The sequence below is a fragment of the Novosphingobium rhizosphaerae genome, from assembly GCF_050920675.1.
GTDB classification, from domain to species: Bacteria; Pseudomonadota; Alphaproteobacteria; order Sphingomonadales; family Sphingomonadaceae; genus Novosphingobium; species Novosphingobium rhizosphaerae.
The window spans coordinates 2,499,251-2,519,406 of sequence record NZ_CP137861.1; the positions used below are offsets into that span (position 1 = coordinate 2,499,251).

Below are 20,156 nucleotides of genomic sequence, written 5' to 3' on the forward strand. Positions count from 1 at the left end.
ACCCTTTGACGTCATGCCGCTTTGGCCCTGGTCGGGGCCTAGGCCGGGATCGCGGCCGGTCTCGGGCGATCCCTATCTACCTATTATAACGATGCACGAGTGCGACCCATTTGCCCCAACCGGGCCAGCAATGCCAGCCTTCGTTGCAGCAATCGTTGCTGTTCGGCAAAGCTATCCTCGGAAAAATCGCTTTCCAGGCGCTCTGTCGCGTGCGCCAGCGCCGATTCCACCGCCGGAAGATCCACGATCAGCTCGATTGCCTCGGCCAGTTCGTCAAGCGCGGTTGCGCTCGTTTCGGACAAGAAGCCGAATCGCAGCCCATCGTAATCGTCTGCCTGTGGCACCCGTAGCTGCCGCTCCAGCAATATGGGGCGCAAGGCGGCGCTTTCAAGCGGGGCGCCCGATTCGGCAAAGGCCAGCAAAGTATCGAGCAGTGCCGCCATGCCGGGATTGGCCGGATGGATGCGGGCCAGCGCCTCGCCATGGCCGGCCAGCGCGGCGGGATGGACCACCAGCCCGGCCAGCACAGCGGCCAGCAGGGCATCGCCCGATCCCACTTTCTGTTGCAGGCGGCTGGCCGCCTCGGCGGGCAGGGGCGGGGGCGCGGGCTTCCACGGGCCACCTCGGCGCTGCTGCCCGCCCTGGAAGCTGCCGCCGCCGGCCTGGCGCGGGGTAAACGCCGGCCGCTCGCGCCGGGCAAAGGCCAGTTCGCCAAACCGGTCGAGCAATTCGCGGCGATAGAGCGCCTTGATGTCGGGGTGCTGGATCGTTTCGCAATGGGCCAGCAGGCGCGCTTTCAGGCCGGCCTTGTCCTCCGGCGTGGCGAGCGGCAGGGCGTCGCGCTCGCCCTGCCACAGCACCTCGACCAGGCTGCGCGCCGTCCCCAGCAGATCAAGCATGGCTTCGCGCCCGCGCTTCTTGACCACGTCGTCGGGGTCCATGCCATCGGGCAGGGTCACGATGCGCAGGGAATGGCCGGGGCGCAGCAAGGGCAGGGCGCGCGTCACCGCTTTCATCGCCGCGCGCTGCCCGGCGGCGTCCCCGTCAAAGCACAAGGTGGGGCATTCGGTCACACGCCACAGCCGCTCGATCTGGTGCTCGGTCAGCGCGGTGCCCAGCGGGGCCACCGCCTCGGCAATGCCGGCGGCGGCCAGGGCCACCACGTCCATATAGCCTTCGACCACCACGATCCGCGCGGCACTGCGTGCGGCAGGCGCGGCGCGGTGCAAGTTGTAAAGCGTGCGGCCCTTGTCGAACAGCGGCGTATCGGGCGAATTGAGATACTTGGGCGCGTCGGTCTTGTCGGCGGCCAGGATGCGCCCGCCGAACGCGATGATCCGCCCGCGCTGGTCGGCAATCGGCAGCATCAGCCGGCCGCGAAAGCGGTCGTACGGCGCCTTGCCGTCCACCACGATCTGCAGGCCCGCCTCGATCAGCATCTCTTCGGGAAACTGCGAGAGCGCCTCTTTCAAGGCGGTGCGGCTATCGGGCGCATAGCCAAAGCCGAATTCGCGCGCCACGCGCTCGGGAAACCCGCGCGAGGCAAGATAGGCACGCGCCTGTTCCGCGCCCGGCGCCTTGAGGCTGGCCGCAAAGAAATCCTGCGCGGCTTGCATCACGTCGTGCAACGATTTGGCCGCCTGCGCGCGCTGCGCCGCCTGGCGGTCCATCTCGGGCATGTCCATGCCCGCCTGCGCCGCCAGTTCCTTGACCGCCTCGATGAACGGCAGGCCCTGGTGATCGGTCATCCAGCGGATGACATCGCCATGCGCACCACAGCCAAAGCAGTGGTAGAAGCCCTTTTCGTCGTTGATCGTGAAGCTGGGCGTCTTCTCGTTGTGGAACGGGCAACACGCCTTGAACTCGCGCCCCGCCTTCTGCACGCGGATCGACCGCCCGATCACGCTCGACAGCGAAATCCGGTTGCGCAGTTCATCCAGCCATTGCGGGGTCAGGCTCATGGCGTTGCCCGATCCTCCCTCGCGCAGCGGGGGAGGGGGACCGCGCGCGCAGCGCGGGGTGGAGGGTGGCAGCCCCCTCCGTCAGGCCTGCGGCCTGCCACCTCCCCCGCGATGCGAGGGAGGATCGAGGTCACTGGGGGGACGGAGGCAAAGGCGGCCATGCGGTTCAGCTCAATGCCGCCTTCACCAGCCCGCTTGCCTTGCTCATGTCGATCTGGGTGCCGTGGCGCGCTTTCAGTTCGCCCACCACGCGGCCCATGTCCTTCATGCCGGTGGCGCCCAGTTCATCCTTGATCGTGGCAATCGCGGCTTTCACGTCGTCTTCCGACATCTGCGCCGGCAGGAAATCCTCGATCACGGCCAGTTCAGCCTTTTCCACGTCGGCCAGTTCCTGGCGGCCGCCCTGCTCGAACAGGGCAATCGATTCGCGGCGCTGCTTGACCATCTTCTGCAGCACGTCGATCACGATGGCATCGTCTTCGGGCACCACCGTGGCGGTGCGCAGTTCGATGTCCTTGTCCTTGAGCTTGGCCAGGATCAGGCGGACGGCCGCCAGGCGCCCCTTGTCTCCAGCTTTCATGGCAGCCACTTGCGCAGCCTTGATCGTGTCGCGGATCATGTCTCTCGATTCCTGTGGGTGGATGCCGCGCCGATGGCGGCAAAGGATTCCTCCTAGGACAAACTTTCTTGAACCGCTAGGTTGACGCTGCGGCCTTAGGGGCGTAGCGGCCGGGCCTTAGCAACATCGCCAGAACCCCTGCCAACGGAGCGCCCCCATAATGGCCGACCCCGCCCTTTCGCTTGCGTCCCAACCAGAAGGATCGACGGGTGTTCTCGTCCTTGCCGACGGTTCGGTCGCCTGGGGCCGAGGATTTGGCGCCGTGGGCGAAGCCGTGGGCGAAGTGTGCTTCAACACCGCGATGACCGGCTACCAGGAAGTGATGACCGATCCGAGCTATGCCTCGCAGATCGTCACCTTCACGTTCCCGCACATCGGCAACGTGGGCACCAATCCCGAAGACATGGAAAGCCACGGCGTGCCCGGCGCCGTGGGCTGCGTGGTGCGCGAAGACGTGACCGCGCCGGCCAACTTCCGCGCGCAGGGCACGTTCCAGCAGTGGATGGAGCGCCAGGGCCGCATCGGCCTGGCCGGGATCGACACCCGTGCGCTCACGCGCCGCATCCGTGTGGGCGGCGCCCCCAACGCCGTGATCGCGCACGACCCCGAAGGCAAGTTCGACCTCGAAGCGCTGCTCGACAAGGCGCGCGCCTGGCAGGGCCTGGAAGGGCTGGACCTGGCCCGCGTGGTCAGCCGCGAGGCGCAGGAAGAATGGCAGGGTTCGGTCTGGCACCTGGGGCAGGGCTATACCCGCCCCGAAGGCACCGGCCGCCCGCATGTGGTCGCCATGGATTTCGGCGCCAAGGACAATATCTTCCGCAACCTGGTCAAGGCCGGGGCAGACGTGACCGTGGTGCCCGCGCAGACCGGGTTCGACGCGATCATGGCCTTGCAGCCCGCCGGCGTGTTCCTCTCCAACGGCCCTGGCGATCCGGCCGCGACCGGCGCCTATGCGGTGCCGGTGATCCAGAAGCTGCTGGCGGCCGACGTGCCGATCTTCGGCATTTGCCTGGGCCACCAGATGCTCGGCCTTGCCGCCGGCGCGCGCACCACCAAGATGAACCAGGGCCATCGCGGCGCCAACCATCCGGTCAAGCGCAACGAGGATGGCGTCGTGGAAATCACTTCGATGAACCATGGCTTTGCCGTGGACAACGCGCCGGGTTCGCTGCCCGAGAACGTCATCGAAACCCATGTCTCGCTGTTCGACGGTTCCAACTGCGGGATCGCGATCGCCGGCAAGAAGGCCTTCGGCGTGCAATACCACCCCGAAGCCTCGCCCGGCCCACAGGACAGCTTCTATCTGTTTGAAAAGTTCGTGAGCATGCTGGGCTGACTGCCCGCAACCGCTTCACGAACCCATCCGCCGTGCCCGGCACGGCCGACGCAAGAACAAAGACAAAGGCCCTCCCATGCCCAAGCGCACTGACATCTCCTCGATCCTGATCATCGGCGCCGGGCCGATCGTCATCGGCCAGGCTTGCGAGTTCGACTATTCGGGCACGCAGGCGGTCAAGGCGCTCAAGGAAGAGGGCTATCGCATCATCCTGGTCAATTCCAACCCGGCCACGATCATGACCGACCCGGAAATGGCCGACGCCACTTATGTGGAGCCGATCACCCCCGAAGTGGTCGCCAAGATCATTGCCAAGGAACGGCCCGATGCGGTGCTGCCCACGATGGGCGGGCAGACCGCGCTCAACACCGCGCTGGCGCTGGCGCAGGATGGCACGCTGGAAAAGTATGGCGTGACGATGATCGGCGCCAATGCCGAAGCCATCGACAAGGCCGAAGACCGCCAGAAGTTCCGCGATGCGATGGACAAGATCGGTCTGGAATCGGCTCGCTCGGGTGTGGCGCATACGGTGGAAGAAGCACTGGCCGTGCTCGAAACCACTGGCCTGCCTTCGATCATCCGCCCCAGCTTTACCCTGGGCGGCACCGGCGGCGGCATCGCCTATAACAAGGACGAATTCATCAAGATCGTCCGCGGCGGGTTGGAAGCATCGCCCACCACCGAAGTCCTGATCGAGGAATCGCTCCTCGGCTGGAAGGAATACGAGATGGAAGTCGTCCGTGACCGGAACGACAATGCCATCATCATCTGCTCGATCGAAAACGTCGATCCCATGGGCGTCCACACCGGCGATTCGATCACCGTCGCGCCCGCACTGACGCTGACCGACAAGGAATACCAGATCATGCGCAATGCATCGATCGCGGTCCTGCGGGAAATCGGCGTGGAAACCGGCGGGTCCAACGTGCAGTTCGCGGTCAACCCCAAGGATGGGCGCCTGATCGTGATCGAGATGAACCCGCGCGTCTCGCGCTCCTCGGCGTTGGCGTCCAAGGCCACCGGCTTCCCGATCGCCAAGGTCGCGGCCAAGCTGGCCGTGGGCTATACGCTCGACGAGATCGTCAACGACATCACCGGCGCCACGCCGGCGAGCTTCGAGCCGACGATCGATTACGTCGTCACCAAGATCCCGCGCTTCGCCTTTGAAAAGTTCAAGGGCTCCGAACCGCTGCTGTCCACCGCGATGAAGTCGGTCGGCGAAGTCATGGCGATCGGGCGCAACCTCAAGGAATCGCTGCAAAAGGCGCTGCGTGGCCTGGAAACCGGCCTCGACGGCTTCAACCGCTACGATGCGCTCGAAGGCGCCACGCGCGACGAGATCAACGCCGCCTTGAGCCGCGCCACGCCCGAGCGCCTGCTCGTGGTGGGCCAGGCCTTCCGCGAAGGCTTCAGCGTGGAAGACGTCCACGCCGTGACCAAGTACGAACCCTGGTTCCTGCGCCACATCGCCGAAATCATCGCCGAGGAAGAGGCGGTGATCCAGCATGGCCTGCCCGTGACCGCACAGGGCATGCGCCGGTTGAAGGGCATGGGCTTTTCCGACAAGCGCCTGGCCAAGCTGGCCGTGCGTTCAGCGGGCCTTGTGGGCAGCGCCAACCACGCGCGTTCGGGCCTGGTCCACGATGTGGTTTCGGCGATCGCCGGCGCCACCAGCGAGGCTGAAGTGCGCAAGCTGCGCCACAAGCTGGGCGTGCGCCCGGTGTTCAAGCGCATCGACAGCTGCGCGGCGGAATTCGAAGCCGTCACGCCCTATATGTATTCCACCTATGAAGGCGGCCTGTTCGGCGAGCCGGAAAACGAAGCAGCGCCGAGCGATCGCCGCAAGATCGTGATCCTGGGTGGTGGGCCCAACCGTATCGGCCAGGGTATCGAGTTCGATTACTGCTGCTGCCACGCCTGCTTCGCGCTGGAAGAGGCCGGGTTCGAGACCATCATGGTCAACTGCAACCCGGAAACCGTCTCCACTGACTACGACACCTCGGACCGCCTCTATTTCGAACCGCTGACCGCCGAGGACGTGCTCGAGATCCTGGATGTCGAGCGTGAGAACGGTGAACTGGTCGGCGTTATCGTGCAGTTCGGCGGGCAGACCCCGCTCAAGCTGGCGCAGGCGCTCGAAGACGCCGGCATTCCGATCCTGGGTACCTCGCCCGACGCGATCGACCTTGCCGAAGACCGCGAACGCTTTGCCGCCCTGGTCGAGCAGCTTGGCCTGCGCCAGCCGGCCAACGGCATTGCCCGCAGCCGCGACGAAGCCATCGCGGTCGCCACCCGCATCGGCTATCCCGTGCTGATCCGCCCCAGCTATGTGCTGGGCGGCCGCGCCATGGAAATCGTCGACAGCCAGGCCCAGCTAGAGGACTACATCGCCACGGCGGTGCAGGTTTCGGGGGACAGCCCCGTGCTGATCGATCAGTATCTGCGCGACGCGATCGAGTGCGACGTGGATGCCCTGGCCGATGGCGAAACGGTGCGCGTGGCCGGTGTGCTCCAGCATATCGAGGAAGCCGGCATCCATTCGGGCGACAGCGCCTGCACTCTGCCGCCTTACAACCTGCCGGCCGAAATCGTGGCCGAAATGGAACGCCAGGCCGTCTTGCTGGCCCATGCGCTCAAGGTGCGCGGGCTGATGAACATCCAGTTCGCGGTGCAGGAAGGCGAAGTCTTCCTCATCGAGGTGAACCCGCGCGCCAGCCGCACGGTGCCCTTCGTGGCCAAGGCGGTGGGCCAGCCGGTGGCCAAGTATGCCGCGCGCGTGATGGCGGGCGAGCGCCTCGCCGATCTGCCCGAAATCCGCCGCGACATCGACTATATGGCGGTGAAGGAAGCGGTGTTCCCGTTTGCCCGTTTCCCCGGCGTCGATCCGGTGCTTTCGCCCGAAATGAAGTCCACCGGCGAAGTCATGGGCATCGACAGCAGCTTTGCCGTTGCTTTTGCCAAGGCGCAGCTTGGTGCCGGCACGCGCCTGCCGCAGGGCGGCACGCTGTTCGTTTCGGTCAAGGACACCGACAAGCCGGTTGTGCTGCCGGGCGTGCGCAAGCTGGCCGCGCTGGGCTTCAAGATCGTGGCGACGGGCGGTACGGCGCGTTACCTGGCGGAACAGGGCGTGGCCGTGGAGCAGGTCAACAAGGTGGCCGAAGGCCGCCCGCACATCGTCGACCGCATTATCGACGGCGAGATCGCCCTTATTTTCAACACGACCGAAGGCTGGCAAAGCCACAAGGACTCCGCTTCGATCCGCGCTTCGGCCCTGAACGGCAAGGTTCCCTACTTTACCACGGCGACCGCTTCGGTGGCCGCGGCCGAAGCGATCGAGGCCTTGCGCAGTGCCGAACTTGAAGTGAAGTCGCTGCAAGACTATTATCGTTGATCGTCCAAGGGTTCCCCTCCCACAGCGGTTAAATGCGGCCGGGCTGGTTTTCAGCCCGGCGGGGGAACGGTTTTCCCTTGAACCGATTGGGCCAGGGAATTGAAAGAGAAGGATTACGGATGGCCAGTGTAGAAAAGCTGCCGATGCTCCAGGAAGGCTATGAAAAGCTGACCGCAGAGCTCAAGCTGCTGCGCGAGGAGCGTCCCAAGATTGTCGACGCCATCGAGGAAGCACGCGCCCACGGCGATCTTTCCGAAAATGCCGAATATCACGCCGCCAAGGAACGCCAGGGCCAGGTGGAAGCGACGATCGCGGATCTCGAAGACAAGATCAGCCGTGCGCACATCATCGATCCCACCACCCTTTCGGGTGATCGCATCGTGTTCGGCGCCACGGTCACGCTGCTCGACGATGATGAAAAGCCGGTGCGCTACCAGATCGTGGGCCAGGCCGAGGCCGACGCCAAGCGCGGCCGCATCAGCTACAACTCGCCGCTGGGCCGCGCGCTGATCGGCCGCAAGGTGGACGAAGAGATCGAAGTGACCGTCCCTTCGGGCGACAAGTTCTATCTCGTGCAGAAGATCGAGTTCATCTGAGACCGACCTTCCAAGCATCATCAAAAAGCCCCCGGAAACCAATGTTTCCGGGGGCTTTTTGCTGTGCCTTGCGGCCGGTCAGGCTTCGCTCTGCGCCGGATCGAGCAGCTTGTGGAGGTGCACCACCACATAGCGCATTTCAGCGTCGTCAACCGTACGCTGCGCCGCCGAGCGCCACGCTTCTTCAGCGGCGGCATAATCGGCATAGACGCCAACGAGGTCGATGGCCTTGAGGTCGACAAAATCGAGGGTCTGCGGGTCTTTCACCCGGCCGCCCATCACGAGGTGGAGTTTCTGCATTGTGGCCCTTCCCTGGGAGGATGCGCCACAGCCGATGGCAAACTGCGCGCCTTTGCGCAAGGCCCGTGCACATGGCTGCATTTGCAACCTGCGCACGGGCGTTTGCGCAAAATGGGCGTCAGGCCCTGTGTTCAGCGCTTGAACCGCGCGGCGAGTTCGCTTGCCTTGGCCAAGGCGGCATCGGCTGCTTCGCGCACCACATGCCCGGCAACATCGGCCAGGTCGCCGGCTTTCTTGCGCGCCTCGCCAGCGCCATCGGCCAGTTTGCCACCGGCATCGCTGCCGATATCTTCCAGCTTGTGCACGCTGTCACGGCCGGCTTCGGCCGCCTTGGCGGCATAGGCCATGGCCACTTCGGCAGCGAGCGTCGCCAGTGCGCCCGCTTTCTTGCTGAGGCCGGCTGCCGCCTGTTCCGCCGGACCGGCGAAATCGGCGAAGCTGCGGCTGGGCGGCGCCTTGCGGCTGCGCCCCGCCAGCTTGCCGACGACGAGGCCGAGGGCGATCCCGCCGGCAAGCGCTGCCAGCGGGTGTTGTTCCACCACCTGGCGCACGGTGGAGCCGACATCGGCTGCCTTGGCGCGCGCCTGGGCCAGGCGGTCGGTGGTGTTGGCGCCGGCGTTGTCTTGAACCGGCTGCTCGGCCTCGGCCGGCGTGGCCAGGGCGAGGTCGGGCGTCTGCTTGGTTTCTTCGCTCACCATAATCCTCCAGATTTGCGCCCCCGATGTATATTCGCCCAGCTGCGTCGTGCCGGTTGGCCAAACCATCCGGCGGGCCGTTTGCGCCACAGCCATTGGGCCAGCGTGGCCAAGGGCGCGCGCAAGGTCCATCCGGCCAGCAACACCAGCGTGGTGATGAGGGCAGGGGCCGTGTCGCGCACCACGGTGCCCGCGCCGTCGATCGCCTCGACCATTTCGTCGATCAGCCGCTCACGCAGGCGCAATCCAAGCGGACGGGCCGTCAGGTCGTCTTTCAACCCAACCAGTTGCGCGCGCATGTCCTGCCAGGCTTGCGCGCGGGCCTGGGCCGTGGCGAGCAGGGTGTCTTCGGCGCTCATGCCTCACTCTCCTGGCCGGCATTTTCATGCACTGCGGCGACCACGGCCTCTTCGGCCTTGGTCGGTTTGCCCAGCACGGTGTCGCGCGCATCGCGGAATGCACGGACCGCCGCGCGGAAGCACAGCGCGCTAAGCAGCGCGAGGCCCAGGCCCACCACTGCCAGCGCGCCCCATGGCGTCAGCAACGGGGCCAGCGCAATCAGCAGCCCCACCACCAATGCCACCAAGGTCAGTCCGCCGAACGCGCCGGCCAAGGCCAGATAGAGGGCAACATGCTTGCCCCTGCTCCAGCCAAAGCCCACGCGCGCCTTTTGATAGGCCAGTTCGGCGCCCAACAGGGTTTCGCCCTGGCGCAGGAGCGCTTCGAGTCGCGCGGCCAGCGGCGTGGCCTCAGCTTCGGCACCGCTGCTGTCAGGCATCCTTGCTGTCGCCGCCGCGGAACAGGCGCGCCAGCACAAAGCCGGTGACGGCAGCAATGCCCAGCGCTGTGGCCGGGCTTTGGCGCACGAACGTCTTCACGTCTTCGCCCAGTTCGGCAAAGTCCTTGGACGCCAGCTTGTCGGCGGTTTCTTCCACGCTCTTGGCGGCGGTGCGGGCATAATCGCCGTACTTCACGCCCAGCTTCTCGTCGATCGCCTCGGCCGAGCTGCCGATGGCCTTGGCAACGGTAGCAAGCGCCTCGCTCGCCTTGGCCTTGCCATCGTGTGCCAGGTCGGCGCCCTTGTCCTTGGCCTGCGCGGCCAGGGCCTTGGCTTCGTCGGTCCACTGCGCTGCGGTGTCGCTCGCCTTGTCCTTGTAGGCCTGGCCCTTTTCCACGGCTTCGGCCTTCAGGGTTTCGGCGCTGGTGCGCGCGTCTTCCACGGCCTGGGCAAAGCGAGTCTTGGCCTTTTCGGCCAGATCGCGCGCGGCTTGGGCAAGATCGCCCGCCTTCACTTCGGCGGCGTCGACCGCCTTGGTCCCGGCATCCACCAGATCGGTGCCGGCATCCTTGATGGCGGCCTTCGTTTCGTTGGTTTCAGGTGCGGTGTCGGCCATGAGAATCCCTTTCTCTTTCGACAAATTCGTATGCCACAATCGTATGCCCTGGTCGGGCAGGCGCTTGGGCGGCGTTCAGGTGTTGCACTGCGGCATTATTTGCCGCTCTACGCCATCTTGCAAGCCAACGCCGCTTGCTTGCCAAGGTTCCACCCGATAGGAGCCCGGCAGGCCGGTGAAGTCCAGAGAAACTTGCCCTGGAAACTTGCACCGTCGTTCGCTGCTGGAAGCGGGCTCAAAGGGAGCCTGCCACCGAAAGCCAAGGGGAAGCCGATCATGACCGCGATCATCGATATTCACGCCCGCGAAATCCTCGACAGCCGGGGCAATCCCACCGTCGAAGTCGACGTTCTCCTTGACGATGGCTCGTTCGGTCGCGCCGCCGTTCCTTCGGGCGCCTCCACCGGCGCACACGAAGCGGTGGAACTGCGCGATGGCGACAAGAGCCGCTATCTGGGCAAGGGCGTGACCAAGGCGGTGGACGCCGTCAACGACGAAATCAGCGAAGTGCTGCTCGGCCTCGACGCCGAAGACCAGCGCGACATCGACCTGGCGATGATCGAGCTGGATGGTACCGAAAACAAGAGCCGCATCGGCGCCAACGCCATTCTCGGCACCTCGCTCGCGGTGGCCAAGGCCGCGGCCGACGCGCGCGGCCTGCCGCTCTATTCCTATGTCGGTGGGGTTTCGGCCCATGTCCTGCCGGTGCCGATGATGAACATCATCAACGGCGGCGAACATGCCGACAATCCGATCGATTTCCAGGAATTCATGATCATGCCGGTGGGCGCGCCCACCCTGGCCGAAGCGGTGCGCTGGGGCGCGGAAGTGTTCCACACCCTCAAGAAGGGCCTGCACGAAAAGGGCCTGGCCACGGCCGTTGGCGATGAAGGCGGCTTTGCTCCCAACCTTGCCAGCACGCGCGACGCGCTCGATTTCGTGATGGCCTCGATCGAAAAGGCCGGGTTCAAGCCGGGCGAGGACATGGTCCTGGCGCTGGACTGCGCCTCCACCGAATTCTTCCGTGGCGGCAAGTACGAAATCAGCGGCGAAGGCCTCTCGCTCAGCCCCGATGCCATGGCCGACTATCTCGCCGCGCTGTGCGATGCCTATCCGATCCTCTCGATCGAAGATGGCATGGCCGAAGACGATTTCGAAGGCTGGGCTGCGCTCACCGCCAAAGTCGGCAAGCGCGTGCAGCTGGTGGGTGACGACCTGTTCGTAACCAACCCCAAGCGCCTGCAGATGGGCATCGGCAAGGGCCTGGCGAATTCGCTGCTGGTCAAGGTCAACCAGATCGGCACGCTGACCGAAACGCTCGAAGCCGTCAGCATTGCGCAGCGCGCCGGCTACACTGCCGTGATGAGCCATCGTTCGGGTGAAACCGAAGATGCCACCATTGCCGATCTTGCGGTTGCCACCAACTGCGGCCAGATCAAGACCGGCTCGCTTGCCCGTTCGGACCGGCTTGCCAAGTACAACCAGCTCATCCGCATCGAGGAAGAGCTGGGCCAGGCCGCGCATTATGCCGGCCGGGGTGCGTTCGGCCGCTTGGCCTGAACCCAAAAGAAAACCCTCTCCCCGGCGGGGAGAGGGTTGGGTGAGCGGGTGTTGGGATGTTCGCTTGGTAACATTCCATCCCCCGACCCCTCCCGCAAGCGGGAGGGGAGAAGGTTAGGGGTGAGGGCTCAGTTGCCCCACTTCTGCTTCAGGTCATAGAGCGCGATCGCCGCCTTGGCCGCTTCGCCGCCCTTGTCCTTTTGCGCCGGATCGGCGCGGACCAGGGCTTGGCTCTCGTTTTCCACCGTCAGGATGCCGTTGCCGATCGGCAGGCCATCCATGGTCAGCGCCATGATCCCGCGCGCGCTTTCGCCGGCCACGATCTCGAAATGATAGGTCTCGCCCCGGATCACCACGCCGATGGCAATATAGCCATCATAGCTGCCGTCCTGGTCGGCCAGTGCGATGGCGGCCGGGATTTCCAGCGCGCCGGGCACGGTGACCACGTCCGCCTTGTGGCCGGCGGCCTTGATCGCGGCGCGGGCACCGGCAATCAGCTTGTCGTTGAGGTGCTCGTAAAAGCGGGCTTCGACGATGAGGAACTTGGCCAAGCAACTTACTCCGAAAGAATGGGGCGTTCGCCCACGATATTGAGGCCATAGCCTTCGATGGCGACCAGGGTGTGATGGGAATTGGTCAGCAGCACCATGTCGTGAATGCCCAGGTCCGCCAGGATCTGCGCTCCGATGCCATAGACGCGCAAGTCCACGTCCTGCCCCGGCGCGGCGCCGCGCACCGGGTCGCTATCGGCGTTGGGGAACAACAGCACGATCACGCCGGCGCCTTCGCGGCCGATTTCGGCCATGGCGCGCTGCAAGGTGCGCTTGCGCGGGCCGGCGCGGCCCAGCAGGTCGTCAAAGGCGGAAAAGGAATGGACGCGCACCAGGGTGGGGCGGCCAGGCACGACATGGCCCTTTTGCAGGACCAGGCTTTCGGTGCCGTCCACCTTGTTGCGATAGGTCAGCACGCGCCAGTCGCCGCCATAGTCCGACGTAAAGGGCACGTCCGCCGCTTTCTGGACGAGATGATCGTGCCGGCGGCGATATTCGATCAGGTCGCGAATCGTGCCGATCTTGAGGCCATGGCGCCGGGCAAATGGAACGAGATCGTCCATTCTGGCCATGGTGCCGTCGTCCTTCATGATCTCGCAGATCACGCCCGAGGGGTTGAGGCCGGCCAGGCGCGAAATGTCCACCGCCGCTTCGGTATGGCCGGTGCGCACCAGCACGCCGCCATCGCGCGCGATCAGGGGAAAGACGTGGCCGGGCGTGACGATGTCGCCACGTCCCTTGGTCGGGTCGATCGCCACGGTCACGGTGCGGGCACGGTCGTGCGCGGAAATCCCGGTGGTCACGCCATCGCGTGCCTCGATCGAAACGGTGAAGGCGGTTTCGTGGCGGGTGCCGTTGGCCCGGCTCATCAGTTCGAGGCCGAGTTCCTCCACGCGCTGGCGGGTCAGCGTCAGGCAGATCAGCCCGCGCCCGTGGGTGGCCATGAAATTGATCGCATCGGGCGTGACCATCTGGCCGGGGATGACCAGGTCGCCCTCGTTTTCGCGGTCCTCGTCATCCACCAGGATGAACATCCGGCCGTTGCGCGCTTCCTCGATGATTTCCTCGATCGGCACGATCGCGGGGCTGTCATCGCCTTCGGTCAGCACGCGCTCCAGCTTGGCCAGGGTGTCGGCGGTGGGGTTCCAGCCGGGCGAGGTGCATTCGCGCAAGGTGTTGGCGTGAAGGCCGGCGGCGCGGGCGAGCCCGGCGCGCGACATGCCCCCGTCGGTAACGAGCTTGCGGACGCGTTCGATCAGGTCGTTTGACATGCGCCGGCATTGTCACATTGAAATGTGATATGCAAGAGGTCAAAATCACATTTGCATGTTGTCCGCCTGGGGAACGACCAGGACAGTGACCGATGGCGTCGCGCTGGCGGCCACCTGCAACACATAGTCTCCGGGCTGCAAGGCAAAGTCCACGATCTTGCGGATGCCGCTGCAATCGGGCCCATGGCCATGGCCGGTGGCGGGCAATGTTGCGCCATTGGCCAGCAGATCGATCCAAGCCGGCGCGCCCAGCGCGACGCGATAAGTGCCCGCGGCTGTCACATGCACGCCGACCATGCCGCCAAAACTGCCTGCGCCGCCTGGCTTTGCCGGGGGCGAGACATAGTGAACCTCGGCCGTGGGATGCAGCGCCAGGTTTTCCGCCTCACCCGGTGCGATCTGCGTCATGGCAAGGCCGGGTTTGTCCGGGGCGCTGGTCAACGCGGTGGCGTTGGGCCAGGCGGAAAAGGCTGGCGGCAGCGGGGCTGGCGTAGCGGGGCAGGCGGGGCTGGCGCCCGGCGGCGTGGCGGGCTGGGCGTGGCCCGCCATGGGGAGCGCCGGCACGGCGAGCACGCCGATGGCCAGTTGGCACAGAAAATGGCGGGGCATGCGCATCGGGTTTCCTTTCATCCTGGCCGGGCTGGCCATGCCGGGCGGGGGCCATGAGAATCACGGCCAGGGCATGCAACCTGCTGGACGATAACCAACAATTGGCCGATGGCTATCCCAAAGCCGGGCCCTGTTCTGGCGGAGCGCGCTCGCCGACGTTCTGCCGGCGGCCCGGTGACCATGGAGGCACGCGATGGAATTCGATTTTTCGGTGGTCCCGGCGGGCGACCGCTATAAGCTCATGAGCGCCTCGATCACGCCGCGCCCGATCGCCTGGGTCACCAGCCGCTCGTCCGCCGGAGTGGCCAACGCCGCGCCGTTCAGCTTTTTCAACATGGTGGCGGCCGATCCGCCGCTGGTGGCGATCGGCTTTTTGCGCCAGGCGGATGGGCGGCACAAGGATACCCCGGCCAACATTCTGGAAACGAAGGAATTCGTTGTAAACCTGGTGTCCGAAGCCGATGCCCCGGCCATGAATTTCACGTGCATTGACGCCCCACCTGAATTCGACGAGGCGGCCCACGCCGGCCTGGCACTGGCGCGTTCAAGCGTGGTGGCCCCTGATCGCATCGCCACCGCGCCGGTTTCGATGGAATGCCGCCTCTACCAGGCGATCGAGGCGGGGCAGAGCACGATCGTGCTGGGCGAAGTGGTGCGTTTTCACATCCATGATCGTTTCATCGACGCGGAAAAGCTGCATGTCGATACCATGGCCATGGGCCTGGTGGCGCGCATGCACGGGGCGGGTTGGTACAGCCGCAGCGACACCTCGTTCCAATTGCTGCGGCCGCGCTATGCCGATTGGCTGGCGGCGCAAAATGACCGCTGATTGACGGAATTCGTGCGAAATCGTTGCAATGCGGCATTCGTTTCGCCGCATTGCCACATCTTGCCAATGTAGTTTCATGTGTATCTTTGATAAACAAAAATATCAATATAAAACAACGGTATATACCGAATAACTGTAGCAAATCCGGCATATTTGCGCCTTATCCGATCGCGGTTTCAAGGAGGCAATATGACCCATCAAAAATACCGTCTGGCGGGCTACGCCAGCGCAGCCGCGCTTGCCCTGGCAGGTTTGGCCGCAGCCACGCCCGTGCTGGCCCAGTCCACCGGCACGCTCGATTTCGGCAACCAGATCGTGGTGACCGCCACGGGCCAGAAGGGCATTGCCGGGGTGGCCAATCCCGACACCACCAAGGCTTCGGCGATCCTCACTCAGGCCTGGATCGAGCGGCAGACGCCGGGCCAGTCGATCAACGACACGATCAACTATCTGCCCGGCGTGAGTTTCCAGAACAACGATCCCTATGGCGGCAGCGGCGGCACGCTGATGATCCGCGGCTTTGACGCAACGCGCATTTCCGAAACCATCGACGGCGTCACGCTCAATGACGATGGCAACTATGCGCTCTATTCGGGCGAACTCCTCGATTCCGAAGTGATCGACCAGGTTTCGGTGAACCTGGGCACCACCGACGTGGACAGCCCGACGTCTTCGGCTTCGGGTTCGAGCATCAACATCCGTTCGCACCGCCCGACCGAGGATTTCCACCTCAAGGCTTCGGGCGCGCTGGGCACCGACAACTATTACCGTGTGATGGGTATGGTGGACAGCGGCGCGATCGGGCCGGCCGGCACGCGCCTCTATGGCGAATACAGCCGCTCGCACAACGACTCGCCGTTCAACAACTATGGCAAGGTGCGCCGCGAACAGGCCAATGGCGGCATCTACCAGCCGCTTGGCAACAACGGCGATTTCCTGTCGCTGACCGGCACTTATGTGGGGACGGAAAACAACTTCTCGGGTTCGGTGCCGCTTTCGAACGTGGCGCTGACCAGCGACACCGGCACCGGCTTCACCTATTTCCCCACCAGCTTCAAGAACGCCTATTACAAGTACAGCCCGTGCACCACGGCCAGCGCCAATGCCGGGGTGGCCGATGCGGCCAACACCTGCGGCTCTGCCTATGACTACCGCGTCAATCCGGCGCAGTTGTTCAACTTGCGCGGCAGCGCGCGGCTGACGCTGGCACCCGGCCTGGTGTGGACGATCGATCCCAGCTTCCAATGGACCAAGGCCAATGGCGGCGGCACGGTCGTGGCCTCGGAAGGCACGTCGAGCGGGATGACCGGCTACATCAACGGCACATACTACCTGGGCAAGGACCTCAACGGCGATGGCGACACGCTGGACAAGGTGCGCCTGCTGGCCCCCAGCCAGACCGTGACCCATCGCATCGCGCTGACCACTTCGATGCGCTACGATCTGGATGATCACCAGGCCGTGCGCCTGGCCTATGCCTTCGCTCGCTCGGTCATCGCGCAGACGGGCGAACTGGGCACGCTGAACAGCGACGGTTCGCCCACGCTGATCTCGCCGGTCAACGATCCGCTGACCGACGCGGCCGGCAACGTGGTGGAAAAGCGCGACACGCGCTCGATCGCGCTGCTCAACCAGGTTTCGGCCGAATATCGCGGTACGTTCCTGGACAATCGCCTGAAAGTGAACGCCGGCCTGCGCGCGCCGTTCATGCACCGTGACCTGACCAACTATTGCTTCACCCGCAATTCCAGCGGCAGCGTGACCTGCGCGTTCGGGGATTCGGCCACGACATATGCCGCCTCGATCACCACGAGCCCCTATTACGGCGCGCCGCAGCGCCGCACCTATAACTACAGCGCCGTGCTGCCCAGCCTGGGGGTGACCTATGACCTGCCCGCGGCCGGGCAGATCTTCTTCAATTACTCCAAGGGCATGTCCGTTCCGCAGACGACCTCGCTCTACCAGTCGTTCTATTTCGCCAATGGCAGCGACGCCGGGCTGGTGAACCCGGAAAAGACCGACAACTTCGACCTGGGCTTCCGCCGCACCAGCGGTCCGCTCCAGGCGCAGGCCGATCTGTGGTATACCCACTTCACCAATCGCCTGGGCACGGCCTACCAGCCCGATGCGCAGACCACGATCTATACCAACCTTGGCACGGTGGACCGCTATGGCATCGATGCCAACCTGTCCTACCGCTTCAGCAGCCATGTGAGTGGCTATGTCTTCGGGTCCTGGCTGCATTCGCGGATCAAGGACAACGTGACCTCGTCCACCGGCGATCTGGCCACGGCGGGCAAGTTCGAATCCGCCGTTCCGATTACCACGTTCGGCGCGCGGCTTTCGGGCAATTTCCAGCCGTTCACGCTGGGTGCGCAGGTCAAGCGCACGGGCCCGCGCTATGTCAACGACCAGAACACGCCCTATTACCTGGCTGGCACCACCACGGTGGCCTATGGCGCCAAGACGCCGTCGTACACGGTGGTCGATCTCGACGCCCGCGTGGCGCTGGGCGCGGTGGGCCTGAACGACAAGTCGTACCTGCAGCTTAACGTGACCAACCTGTTCAACCAGTATTACGTCGGCGGGTTCTCGGGCACCTACAACAACCAGATCAGCTATTCGGGCAGCTATACCAATGCCCAGATCGGCGCGCCGCGCGCGGCGATCGCCACGCTGGTGCTGGCCTACTAAGCGACAACTTGCGTGCATCGATGGGGCGGCGGTTCGCAAAGGGCCGCCGCCCTTTTTTTCGCGCATTTGCCCTTGGCTTGCGCCTATCATGCGGCATGAGCACGATTTCCTGCGCGATTCATCGCCTTCATCCCGCCCAGCGCGACGATATCGGAGACCTGGTCACGCGCCGGCCGTTGCCGGGGCCCGATCTTGATCACCTGGGTGCGTTCCTGTTTCTCAACCACCATGGGCCGCAGGTCTATCCTGCGCCCAACCGGGGCCTGCCGTTCGGCCCGCATCCGCATCGCGGGTTCGAGACCGTCACGTTCATTCTCGACGGCGAACTGACCCACCGCGATACCGGCGGCCACGAGAGCACGATCTACGCCGGGGGTGTGCAATGGATGACGGCCGGCAGCGGCCTGATCCACGCCGAAATCTCGTCAGAGGCGTTCAAGCAGGCCGGTGGCCGCCTCGAAATCCTGCAATTGTGGGTGAATCTGCCAGCGCGGCTCAAGATGACGGCGCCGCGCTATACCGGGGTGCAGGCCGATGCCGTGCCGGTGCTGGTGGAGGACGAGGGTCGCGTGCATGTGCACCTGGTGGCCGGATCGCGCGGCGGCGCAACCGGGCCGGTCGATTCGCTGACCGGGGTGTTCATGAGCTTTGCCCACCTGGCCCCGGGCGGCACCCTGGCCATCGACGGTTTGGGCGGGCGCGACGTGTTTCTCTATATCGTGCGTGGGGCAGTCAGCATCGCTGGGCAAGTGGCGCCGGCGTTTCACCTGGCGGAGCTGGTGCCCGGCGAGCGGCTGGAATTGACGGCGCAGGAGGACAGCGTGATCCTGCTGGGCCATGCCGGGCCGATTGCCGAACCGATCGTGGCGCACGGACCCTTCGTGATGAACAGCGTGGCGGAAATTCACCAGGCCTATGCCGATTTCCGCGCTGGTGCGTTTGGTACCATGGGCTGAAATGCAGCACAGAACCGCCGATCGTTGATCGAGGCCAAAGCCTGTAGCGACGGGCAATGTCATTCTTCATGCAATTGGCAAAAAAGGAGAATGGCAATGGTCGATATGATGAAGGCCGCCGTGGTGCATGGCTTTGGGCAGCCGCTGGTGATCGAGGACGTGCCCGTGCCCACCCCGGGGCCTGGGCAAGTGCTGGTGAAGATCGCCACGTGCGGGGTGTGCCACACCGATCTGCACGCCGCGCATGGCGATTGGCCGGTCAAGCCGGCGCCGCCATTCATTCCCGGGCACGAGGGGGTGGGCCATGTCGTGGCTCTGGGGCCAGGCGTGACCGGCGTGAAAGAAGGCGACTGTGTGGGCGTGCCGTGGCTGCATTCGGCCTGCGGGCATTGCCCGCATTGCCTGGGTGGCTGGGAAACCCTGTGCCACGAGCAAGAGAACACCGGTTATTCGGTGAACGGCGGCTTTGCCGAATATGCCCTGGCTGAAGCCGCCTATCTGGGCCACGTGCCGCCCGGGCTGGACCTGGCCGAAGTGGCGCCGATCCTGTGTGCCGGCGTGACGGTCTACAAGGGGCTGAAAGTCACCGATACCAAGCCGGGCGACTGGGTGGCGATTTCGGGCATCGGCGGCCTGGGGCACATGGCGGTGCAATATGCCAAGGCCATGGGGCGCAAGGTGATCGCGGTGGACGTCGACCCGGCCAAGCTGGAGCTGGCAACCAGCCTGGGCGCCGATCTGGTGGTCAACGCGCTGGAACACGATCCCGCCGTTTTCGTGCAGGATCATTGCGGCGGGGCGCAGGGCGTGTTGGTCACGGCGGTTTCGCGCAAGGCTTTCGAACAGGCACTGGGCATGGCGGCGCGTGGTGGCACGGTGGCGCTTAACGGCCTGCCGCCCGGCGATTTCCCGCTGTCGATCTTCGACACTGTGCTGAATGGGATCACCGTGCGTGGCTCGATCGTGGGGACGCGGCTCGACCTGATCGAGGCGCTGGATTTTGCCGCTGCGGGCAAAGTGCGCGCCACGGTGCAGACCGCGCGGCTGGACGAGATCAACGCGGTGTTTGCACGGATGGAGCAGGGCACGATCGAAGGGCGCGTGGTGCTCGACCTGCGCTGAAGGCCTTCAGCCGGGCCGGTGCGTCTGCTGTCTGGAAAGGATGGTGGACGCACTAGGGCTCGAACCTAGGACCCGCTGATTAAGAGTCAGCTGCTCTACCAACTGAGCTATGCGTCCATGCCGGTGTGCGGCAGGCCGGTGGTGGGCACCGGAAAAAGGGATGGTGGACGCACTAGGGCTCGAACCTAGGACCCGCTGATTAAGAGTCAGCTGCTCTACCAACTGAGCTATGCGTCCACACCTGCGGTTTGCGCAGGCCGGTGTTGGTGCAC

At 65.0% G+C, this 20,156-nt stretch carries 18 protein-coding genes and 2 tRNA genes; 8 read left to right on the plus strand and 12 right to left on the minus strand.

Annotation, left to right across the window (positions count from 1 at the left end):
* Positions 1–83 precede the first annotated feature (83 nt).
* Both dnaG and R9J51_RS11410 read right to left on the minus strand, forming a co-directional pair.
* Positions 84–1,961 (minus strand): DNA primase, encoded by a 1,878-nt coding sequence (dnaG, locus tag R9J51_RS11405; RefSeq protein WP_169474084.1) that lies wholly within the window; start codon positions 1,959–1,961, stop codon positions 84–86.
* A gap of 166 nt (positions 1,962–2,127) precedes the next feature.
* Positions 2,128–2,580: a GatB/YqeY domain-containing protein gene (locus R9J51_RS11410; RefSeq protein WP_169474085.1), complete on the minus strand. Its 453-nt coding sequence runs from the start codon at positions 2,578–2,580 to the stop codon at positions 2,128–2,130.
* A 160-nt stretch (positions 2,581–2,740) separates the two neighbouring features.
* On the opposite strand from R9J51_RS11410, the gene carA reads away from it, so the two are divergent.
* From carA to greA, 3 genes are all read left to right on the plus strand, one after another.
* Positions 2,741–3,916 (plus strand): glutamine-hydrolyzing carbamoyl-phosphate synthase small subunit, encoded by a 1,176-nt coding sequence (gene carA, locus R9J51_RS11415; RefSeq protein WP_179504517.1) that lies wholly within the window; start codon positions 2,741–2,743, stop codon positions 3,914–3,916.
* A 76-nt stretch (positions 3,917–3,992) separates the two neighbouring features.
* A complete protein-coding gene (carB, locus tag R9J51_RS11420) occupies positions 3,993–7,307 on the plus strand; it encodes a carbamoyl-phosphate synthase large subunit (protein WP_168554582.1) in 3,315 nt (1,104 codons plus the stop codon).
* A 119-nt stretch (positions 7,308–7,426) separates the two neighbouring features.
* The gene (gene greA / locus R9J51_RS11425; RefSeq protein WP_168554583.1) at positions 7,427–7,903 is read left to right on the plus strand and encodes a transcription elongation factor GreA; all 477 of its coding nucleotides are present in this window, start codon (positions 7,427–7,429) and stop codon (positions 7,901–7,903) included.
* A 78-nt stretch (positions 7,904–7,981) separates the two neighbouring features.
* On the opposite strand, the gene R9J51_RS11430 is transcribed toward greA, so the two are convergent.
* The 5 genes from R9J51_RS11430 to R9J51_RS11450 form a co-directional block, all read right to left on the minus strand.
* Complete coding sequence (locus tag R9J51_RS11430; protein ID WP_168554584.1) at positions 7,982–8,203, minus strand: DUF4170 domain-containing protein; 222 nt, start codon at positions 8,201–8,203, stop codon at positions 7,982–7,984.
* 131 nt (positions 8,204–8,334) lie between these two features.
* A complete protein-coding gene (locus R9J51_RS11435; protein WP_179562282.1) occupies positions 8,335–8,901 on the minus strand; it encodes a hypothetical protein in 567 nt (188 codons plus the stop codon).
* On the minus strand, positions 8,895–9,257 hold the full coding sequence (locus R9J51_RS11440; RefSeq protein ID WP_168554586.1) for a hypothetical protein: 363 nt from the start codon (positions 9,255–9,257) through the stop codon (positions 8,895–8,897). The genes R9J51_RS11435 and R9J51_RS11440 overlap by 7 nt, the downstream gene beginning before the upstream one ends.
* Positions 9,254–9,676, minus strand: a complete 423-nt coding sequence (locus R9J51_RS11445; protein WP_179504519.1) for a phage holin family protein — start codon at positions 9,674–9,676, stop codon at positions 9,254–9,256. The genes R9J51_RS11440 and R9J51_RS11445 overlap by 4 nt, the downstream gene beginning before the upstream one ends.
* Positions 9,669–10,292, minus strand: coding sequence for a hypothetical protein (locus tag R9J51_RS11450; RefSeq protein ID WP_432787400.1), 624 nt, complete (start codon positions 10,290–10,292; stop codon positions 9,669–9,671). Before R9J51_RS11450 ends, R9J51_RS11445 begins: the two co-directional genes overlap by 8 nt.
* 276 nt (positions 10,293–10,568) lie before the next feature.
* Here R9J51_RS11450 and eno point away from each other — a divergent pair, with 276 nt between their 5' ends.
* Positions 10,569–11,852 (plus strand): phosphopyruvate hydratase, encoded by a 1,284-nt coding sequence (gene eno / locus R9J51_RS11455; RefSeq protein ID WP_168554588.1) that lies wholly within the window; start codon positions 10,569–10,571, stop codon positions 11,850–11,852.
* Positions 11,853–11,980: 128 nt separating this feature from the next.
* Here the strand turns inward: eno and ribH are convergent, their stop codons facing one another.
* The 3 genes from ribH to R9J51_RS11470 are packed head-to-tail and all read right to left on the minus strand — an operon-like array spanning position 11,981 to position 14,283.
* Positions 11,981–12,403, minus strand: coding sequence for a 6,7-dimethyl-8-ribityllumazine synthase (gene ribH, locus R9J51_RS11460; RefSeq protein ID WP_179504520.1), 423 nt, complete (start codon positions 12,401–12,403; stop codon positions 11,981–11,983).
* A gap of 5 nt (positions 12,404–12,408) precedes the next feature.
* A complete protein-coding gene (ribB, locus tag R9J51_RS11465; RefSeq protein WP_169474088.1) occupies positions 12,409–13,674 on the minus strand; it encodes a 3,4-dihydroxy-2-butanone-4-phosphate synthase in 1,266 nt (421 codons plus the stop codon).
* Between the two features lie 45 nt (positions 13,675–13,719).
* Positions 13,720–14,283, minus strand: a complete 564-nt coding sequence (locus R9J51_RS11470) for a homogentisate 1,2-dioxygenase (protein WP_179504521.1) — start codon at positions 14,281–14,283, stop codon at positions 13,720–13,722.
* A gap of 193 nt (positions 14,284–14,476) precedes the next feature.
* Here R9J51_RS11470 and R9J51_RS11475 point away from each other — a divergent pair, with 193 nt between their 5' ends.
* From R9J51_RS11475 to adhP, 4 genes are all read left to right on the plus strand, one after another.
* Positions 14,477–15,112 (plus strand): flavin reductase family protein, encoded by a 636-nt coding sequence (locus R9J51_RS11475; protein ID WP_179504522.1) that lies wholly within the window; start codon positions 14,477–14,479, stop codon positions 15,110–15,112.
* A gap of 189 nt (positions 15,113–15,301) precedes the next feature.
* Positions 15,302–17,806: a TonB-dependent receptor gene (locus R9J51_RS11480; protein ID WP_169474091.1), complete on the plus strand. Its 2,505-nt coding sequence runs from the start codon at positions 15,302–15,304 to the stop codon at positions 17,804–17,806.
* A gap of 95 nt (positions 17,807–17,901) precedes the next feature.
* Complete coding sequence (locus tag R9J51_RS11485; protein ID WP_179504523.1) at positions 17,902–18,762, plus strand: pirin family protein; 861 nt, start codon at positions 17,902–17,904, stop codon at positions 18,760–18,762.
* 96 nt (positions 18,763–18,858) lie between these two features.
* A complete protein-coding gene (gene adhP / locus R9J51_RS11490) occupies positions 18,859–19,884 on the plus strand; it encodes an alcohol dehydrogenase AdhP (RefSeq protein WP_179504524.1) in 1,026 nt (341 codons plus the stop codon).
* 41 nt (positions 19,885–19,925) lie between these two features.
* Here the strand turns inward: adhP and R9J51_RS11495 are convergent.
* Both R9J51_RS11495 and R9J51_RS11500 read right to left on the minus strand, forming a co-directional pair.
* Positions 19,926–20,001, minus strand: a tRNA-Lys gene (locus R9J51_RS11495).
* A 44-nt stretch (positions 20,002–20,045) separates the two neighbouring features.
* Positions 20,046–20,121 (minus strand) — tRNA-Lys (locus R9J51_RS11500).
* Between the last annotated feature and the right edge of the window lie 35 nt (positions 20,122–20,156).